7 protein-coding genes and 1 pseudogene are annotated in these 6227 nt (G+C 46.1%); all 8 read left to right on the top strand.

Features of this window, described 5'->3' with window-relative positions:
- Nucleotides 1–486 (top strand): C40 family peptidase (locus tag WG8_RS28850; protein WP_007432124.1); only part of this gene is annotated, 486 nt, incomplete at its 5' end.
- 275 nt (nucleotides 487–761) lie between these two features.
- Nucleotides 762–1283: a DUF948 domain-containing protein gene (locus WG8_RS20385; RefSeq protein WP_007432123.1), complete on the top strand. Its 522-nt coding sequence runs from the start codon at nucleotides 762–764 to the stop codon at nucleotides 1281–1283.
- Between the two features lie 51 nt (nucleotides 1284–1334).
- Nucleotides 1335–1853 carry a hypothetical protein gene (locus WG8_RS20380; protein WP_043891291.1) on the top strand — a complete coding sequence of 173 codons (519 nt, stop codon included), beginning with the start codon at nucleotides 1335–1337 and terminating at the stop codon, nucleotides 1851–1853.
- A gap of 331 nt (nucleotides 1854–2184) precedes the next feature.
- Entirely contained in the window at nucleotides 2185–3363 is a 1179-nt protein-coding gene (locus WG8_RS20375) for a PP2C family protein-serine/threonine phosphatase (protein ID WP_007432121.1), read from the top strand.
- Nucleotides 3350–4531: pseudogene (locus WG8_RS20370) on the top strand (ATP-binding protein); the annotation flags it as partial. The gene WG8_RS20375 and the pseudogene WG8_RS20370, both read left to right, overlap by 14 nt.
- Nucleotides 4532–4631: 100 nt before the next feature.
- On the top strand, nucleotides 4632–4970 hold the full coding sequence (locus tag WG8_RS20365; RefSeq protein ID WP_007432119.1) for an STAS domain-containing protein: 339 nt from the start codon (nucleotides 4632–4634) through the stop codon (nucleotides 4968–4970).
- Nucleotides 4971–4988: 18 nt separating this feature from the next.
- Entirely contained in the window at nucleotides 4989–5441 is a 453-nt protein-coding gene (gene rsbW / locus WG8_RS20360) for an anti-sigma B factor RsbW (protein WP_007432118.1), read from the top strand.
- The gene (locus WG8_RS20355) at nucleotides 5438–6211 is read left to right on the top strand and encodes a sigma-70 family RNA polymerase sigma factor (RefSeq protein WP_007432117.1); all 774 of its coding nucleotides are present in this window, start codon (nucleotides 5438–5440) and stop codon (nucleotides 6209–6211) included. Before rsbW ends, WG8_RS20355 begins: the two co-directional genes overlap by 4 nt.
- Nucleotides 6212–6227 lie beyond the last annotated feature (16 nt).

Below are 6227 nucleotides of genomic sequence, written 5' to 3'. Positions count from 1 at the left end.
GCGGCAGCATCTCCTGCGCCAGCGGTTAGCTTGCCTTCCGGTGATGCAGCGGCTGCAATCGAACAGGTTATTAACACAGGTATGACTTATCTCGGGACACCTTATGAATACGGTTCTGATCGCAACAGTACGGCTACTTTTGATTGCTCGGCCTTTACCCGCCAAATTTTCCGTCAGGCTGTAGGTATCCAGCTTCCGGCAGATTCGCGTTCACAGGGTGAGTGGATCAAACAAAACAGTCAGCCGAATACCGACATGACTACGCTCAAACGTGGCGATTTGCTCTTTTTCACAAATTATAATGCATCTTCCGGGACGTACGCGTCTCTGGATAATTCCTCCCAAACGATCACACACGTTGCTGTATATTTGGGAGACAACAAGCTTCTTCATACGTTTTCTGTAGCGGGTGGCGGTGTGAAAGTTACGGATTTCAGCAAACCTTGGCAGGACCGTTTCCTGTTTGGGGGCAGCGTGATCCAATAAAGCGTCGCAAACTGTAAAAAAGCTGCATCAAAAAAGGATGTTCCACAGCCCTGTAATCAGGTTGGAAACATCCTTTTCAGCATGTTCTGCATCCTTCTTGTTTTGTATATAATGTGGCATACTCGTGCCTGTTAGGCTCAGTTGCGAGATTCCGTGAAACATAGCGCCTGGGGCGGAGAAGAAGCAAGCTTCGACGTTGTTTCGCGTCTGAACGTAAAGGGTAACTATGCAATAATCATACACATCATCGTGAAGGATGAAAGAGAGGTTATGCCATGTTAACACAGATTAGCATTTTTATTATTGCTATCGCATTTGCAGTCCTCGTTATTTTTCTTATTAAAACACTTAAAGCAGTACAAGGCTCTCTGGATAAGGTGACTCAAACCTTACAGGATGTACAAAAAACAGTCGATGAACTGAGCTATGAAGTAAAACAAACGGTTCGACATGCGAATGACATCACCGCAGATGTTGATCATAAATTAAAGCAAGTGGAGCCTGTGATGGAATCTGTTAAAAACCTGGGCGAGGTGCTCAGCGAAGTGACGCTGGCAGCCAAGCAGGCGTCTAGCGCGTTAATGACCCGGTTTCAAAAGCCGCATAACACGGCGGATAAGACATCCAATGCAGAAACTGCGAACAAGTCAGTGACACCGGACAGACCTTTAACTGCAACCGAACGGACGGTTAAAAGCTACAATGCGACCTACGAGGAGCCTGTGGGGAAGCCGGCTAAAAACTGGCTAAGCTATGTGGATATCGCAGCCAGCCTATGGCAGAAAATGCGCCAGTAGCATAGGGGTTGAACCGTAAACTATAGGAAATTTATTGAAAGGGTGAGATTTATGATGAAGATTTTATTGCTGATTGCTGGTTTGCTCACTCCCTTTTCCGGACAGGATACGGTTCACCAAACCGTTTCCCCGCAAGCAGCGGGGCATATGGTGAGGGCTGTGCAGACGTTCCCTGATCATCATGCCGTACCGGCTGATTTTCATACGTTAAATGGCGTATCTCTGGAAGATACTCGTGCGGATGTATTGAAAAAACTGGGCAAGCCGCTTCGGATAAAGAAGGATCTGCTGCAGCTTTCTACAGAATACCAATATCCTGATGTTATAGTAGGCATGCGTGGGGACGTCGTTTCTTATGTACATGTAGACCCCGCTGCTGGCCGAATCAAGGTCAATGATGAGTGGCTGCCGCTGAAACGGCAAACGCTGGATCAGGCGCTCGGTGGTTCACAATTTACAGCAGAAGACGGAGAGGTATATGTACGTGGGCAGCGAGCGATTAAAGTGTTCACCGATGAGACGTCAGATAAGCCCAAATATGTTGAGTTTTTTGACGAAACCGAGTGGTGAATTGATTTTTTAGCTCATGACATAACGTGGAAGTTTCAAATCAATGTATAGCGTGTAATAGTCAGAGAAGTCAATCAGACCCATCATAATGATTTTTATGAAAAAGAGCAGGATCAGGGCAAGGTGCTGGTTATTTGAGCGCAGCACGAGTGCTTTACGGGTCGTCCAAAAATATAGATAAGGAATGGGGGTTCAACCTCATTCCTTATCTATGTTTTTGGAATGCCTTCTTGCGGGTACTCCTCCTTGGGGAATGCTATTCCTAATCACCAAGGGTATTGCCGCTTAGGAGGTATAGTATAATACATGGGTTATAGATAAGGAGAGGCCAATGAGAATTCTAATTGTTGACGATAATCCAACCAATATCATTATTGTTCGTGAAATATTAAAAAAGGAAAACTATAGAGATGTAATTTCAGCTAGTTCAGCCGCAGAAATGTTGGAGCGTCTAGGGATTGGTGATCGCAGCACTAATCTTCGACCCCGTCCTTCTGATATTGATCTGGTGCTGCTGGATATGATGATGCCTGAAATGGACGGTATTGAAGCTTGCAGTATTGTGCAGGAGTATGAGCATTTAAAAGATATTCCGATCATCATGGTAACTGCTGTAGGGGATTCCAAAAAGCTGGCTGAAGCACTGGATGTAGGGGCCGTCGATTATGTTACGAAGCCGATTAACAAGGTGGAGCTAATAGCGAGAATTCGATCTGCCTTGCGTCTTAAGCAGGAGAAGGACTGGCATAAGGATCGGGATCAACGGATTCAGGATGAGCTGAAGCTGGCTGCGATGGTACAGCAGGCGGTGCTGACTCCTGCTATTCAAGACCCGATGCTGGAAGTAAATGCGCTATATCAGCCTTCCTTTGAATTGGCGGGAGATTTATATTCATGGTATCCGCTAGGAGAAGGGAGGTATGCCGTCATCTTGCTGGATATGATGGGGCATGGCATTTCATCTTCGCTGTTCTGCATGTTCATTGCATCAGTGCTTAAGGATACCGTGACCACGTATGTGGAGCCTGAGAAGGTCATACAGGAGCTGAATCGCCGTTTTAATCAGCTGGATCTCGGCAAACAGCTGGTACAGTACTATTTTACAGCGATTTATATGGTGATTGATACTCGCTCTCGGCGGATTGACTATGTGAATGCTGGACATCCGCCCGGCTTGCTGTTCAGTCAGGACGGCAGCATCACCAAGTTTGACCGGGCCTGTAGTCCGGTAGGGCTGTTTGACAAAATTGATGCGGAAATGCACACGGTTCAGTATGAAGGGACGGGACATATTGCTTTATATACGGATGGCTTGCTGGAGGCTGTAGAGGGCGAATATGAGGAGCAAATCGAGTATTTGACTGCTTGTCTGCGCAAGCATGAGCAATGGAATGAAGAAGCAATGCTGGATGCTTTTTTTCGTAAAGAGACGCCTCAGGACCGTGATGATGACAAGTGCCTGATCTGGATTTCATTGAAAGAGGGAGAGAGCTTCCATGGGGCTTCATGAACCGATTCATATATTGCTGGTAGATGACAGACCTGAGAACCTGCTCGCTCTTGAGGCGGTGCTGGAGAGTGAACAATATAATCTGGTAAAAGCTACTTCCGGAGAAGAAGCACTGCGATGTCTGTTAAAAGATGAATTCGCACTCGTAGTCCTTGATGTGCAAATGCCGGGTATGGATGGAATTGAGACTGCAAAGCTGATTAAGGCCAGAGAGAAGACAAAGGATATTCCGATTATCTTCATTTCAGCTAACAGCAAGGAAGCTGAGCATTTGTTTGCAGGCTATTCAGCGGGTGGTATTGATTATATGGTGAAACCATTCGTCCCCCAAATCCTCAAGTCCAAAATTGAAGGCTTTGTGCAAATGTATCTGATGAACAAGCGCTTGAAGATGCAGTCGATGCTGCTTCACCAGAAGACTCAGGAGCTGGAGAAGATGAATAGCGAGCTGATTGCCGCCAAGGAGGCAGCGGAGATTGCGGCCAATGCCAAAATGGAGTTTTTGGCGATGATGAGCCATGAGATCCGCACACCTATGAATGGCGTCATTGGCATGATTGATTTGCTGATGGAGACGGAGCTGCAAAGCGATCAACAGGAATATGCCTATATCATTCGCCGCAGTGCAGACGCGCTTGTAGCGGTCATCAATGATATTCTGGATTTTACCAAGCTGGAGTCAGGCAAAATGGAAGTAGAGGAATATCCATTCGAGCTGGTTTCCTGTATCAAGGAAGTATTCAGCTTGTTTACGGTTGAAGTGAACCGGAAAAATTTGGAGCTGGTTTATTTTCTCGATGAACAGATGCCTTCCGTGCTATATGGTGATATGGGAAGATTGCGTCAGGTGCTGATTAATCTGGTATCCAATGCCATTAAATTTACAGACCAAGGCGGGGTATATGTCTTCGCGTCCGTCAAAGAGCGTAGCGACAAGGGGCTTACCGTTGAGTTTTTTGTGAAGGATACCGGTATTGGTATTGAATCGGCTAAAGTTGGAAGGCTGTTTCAGCCCTTTTCCCAGCTTGATTCTTCCATGACGCGTAAATATGGAGGGACTGGTTTGGGACTCGCCATATGCAAAACGCTGGTCCATATGATGGGCGGGGATATTCGTGTGGATACGAGTGGGGAGCAGGGTGTAACGTTTCATTTTACAATGAAGCTTAGCAGGTGGCATTTGGAAGGTGCCAAAGGTTATAGCTTGATTCAAGGGCCCGTATAATGGGTTAGTATGTAGGGAAATCTTTTTTTGGGAGCGTAGGCCTATGAATACAAATAAAAATGAGAAGTTTAATGCAATTACAGAAACGAGAGATGGTGTAAATATCGTTTATCTGAGTGGAGAATTGGATCTTTCGGTGGCACCTGACTTTCGCCTGGTGATGGAGCCTCTGGTAGAGGAATCCGGCCAGGATTTGATTATTAATTTGAGAGACCTTAAATACATTGACAGCACGGGCATTGGTATTTTGTTATCCATTTTAAAAGCAAGACACGGGATGGAGTCCCGGTTTGCCGTTCAGGAGGTTCCGCCTCAAATTCAAAAGCTGTTCGATCTGACCGGTATTGCCAAATTCTTTGTCCCCCAGGAGAATTCCCAATAGGAAAGGAAAGAAAAAGAAATGAATGCTCAAATTCAAAAAGTAGTTCTTAATTTGCCTGCCACTGCTGACTTTGTTGATATTGTAAGATTAAATTTATACGGTATTGCCGCGAAAATGGGATTCTCTTATGAGGAGATTGAAGACATGAAAGTGGCTGTATCGGAAGCCTGTAATAACTCTGTCCTTTATGCATATGGTCACAAGGGGGGAGTCGTGGAAGTGACATTCGAATTTGACGAAGCTTCGTTGTCTATCCGTGTCAAAGATGAAGGGGAGAGCTTTGAACGGGTGGAGGACCCGTCCCGTATCTCATCCTTGCATGACAAGGAGTTGAATGATGCACAGGTGGGCGGCTTAGGCTTTTATCTCATGCAGGCGCTTATGGATGATGTCCATATCTTGAATGAGGCAGGAAAAGGCACCGAAGTGGTGCTGATCAAGCGTCTGACCAGAAGTGAGGAGAAAGTATGAATGAAAAGGTAACTCCCCCGGAGTCGATGGATGAAGCCGTTGGTCTAATCTGGGAGTACCAGCAAACTAAAGATAACGAGATTGCTACCGTGTTGATCCGCAAGTATGAACCGATGGTTAAGATGGCTGCCGGGAAGATCTCCCGTAACCGCCCGGACTTATACGAGGATTTATATCAGACCGGTCAGATGGCCTTGATCCGTCTGCTTCAGCAATACGATATCAGTCTGGGTATTCCCTTTGAACCGTATGCAATGAAAAGTATGCTCGGACATATGAAAAATTATTTGCGCGACAAATCATGGTACATTCAGGTTCCCCGCCGCATTAAGGAAAAGGGAGCGCTTGTTCAGCATGCCATTGACGAACTGACTGTTAAACTGGAACGTTCGCCGAATGTGAGCGAGATTGCGGAATATTTGGATCTGACTGTGGAAGAAACGATTGAAGTGCTTGCTGGTCGTGAATGCTACCATTATGTTTCGCTAGATTCGCCTTTATCCCAGGAAGAAAGTGCGGCAACGTTAGGTGAGCTTATTAGCTCGGAGGCCAACGATTATGATACGGTCGAAAAACGGATGGATTTGCAGCAGGCTTTAAGCCAACTGAAAGAGCAGGAACAGAAGGTGCTCCTCCTCGCATTTCAGGATGGACAATCTCAACGTGCGATTGCGCAGACGCTGGGCGTATCGCAGATGAGTGTTTCCCGTATCCAGAAGCGGGCAACAGAAAAGCTGAAGCAGATTATGTCTAATTCCTCTATTTTATGAGAACACAGCAGAGTTT

This window comes from Paenibacillus sp. Aloe-11 (genome assembly GCF_000245715.1).
GTDB lineage: Bacteria > Bacillota > Bacilli > Paenibacillales > Paenibacillaceae > Paenibacillus > Paenibacillus kribbensis.
This window is presented reverse-complemented; position numbering and strand designations above follow the sequence as displayed.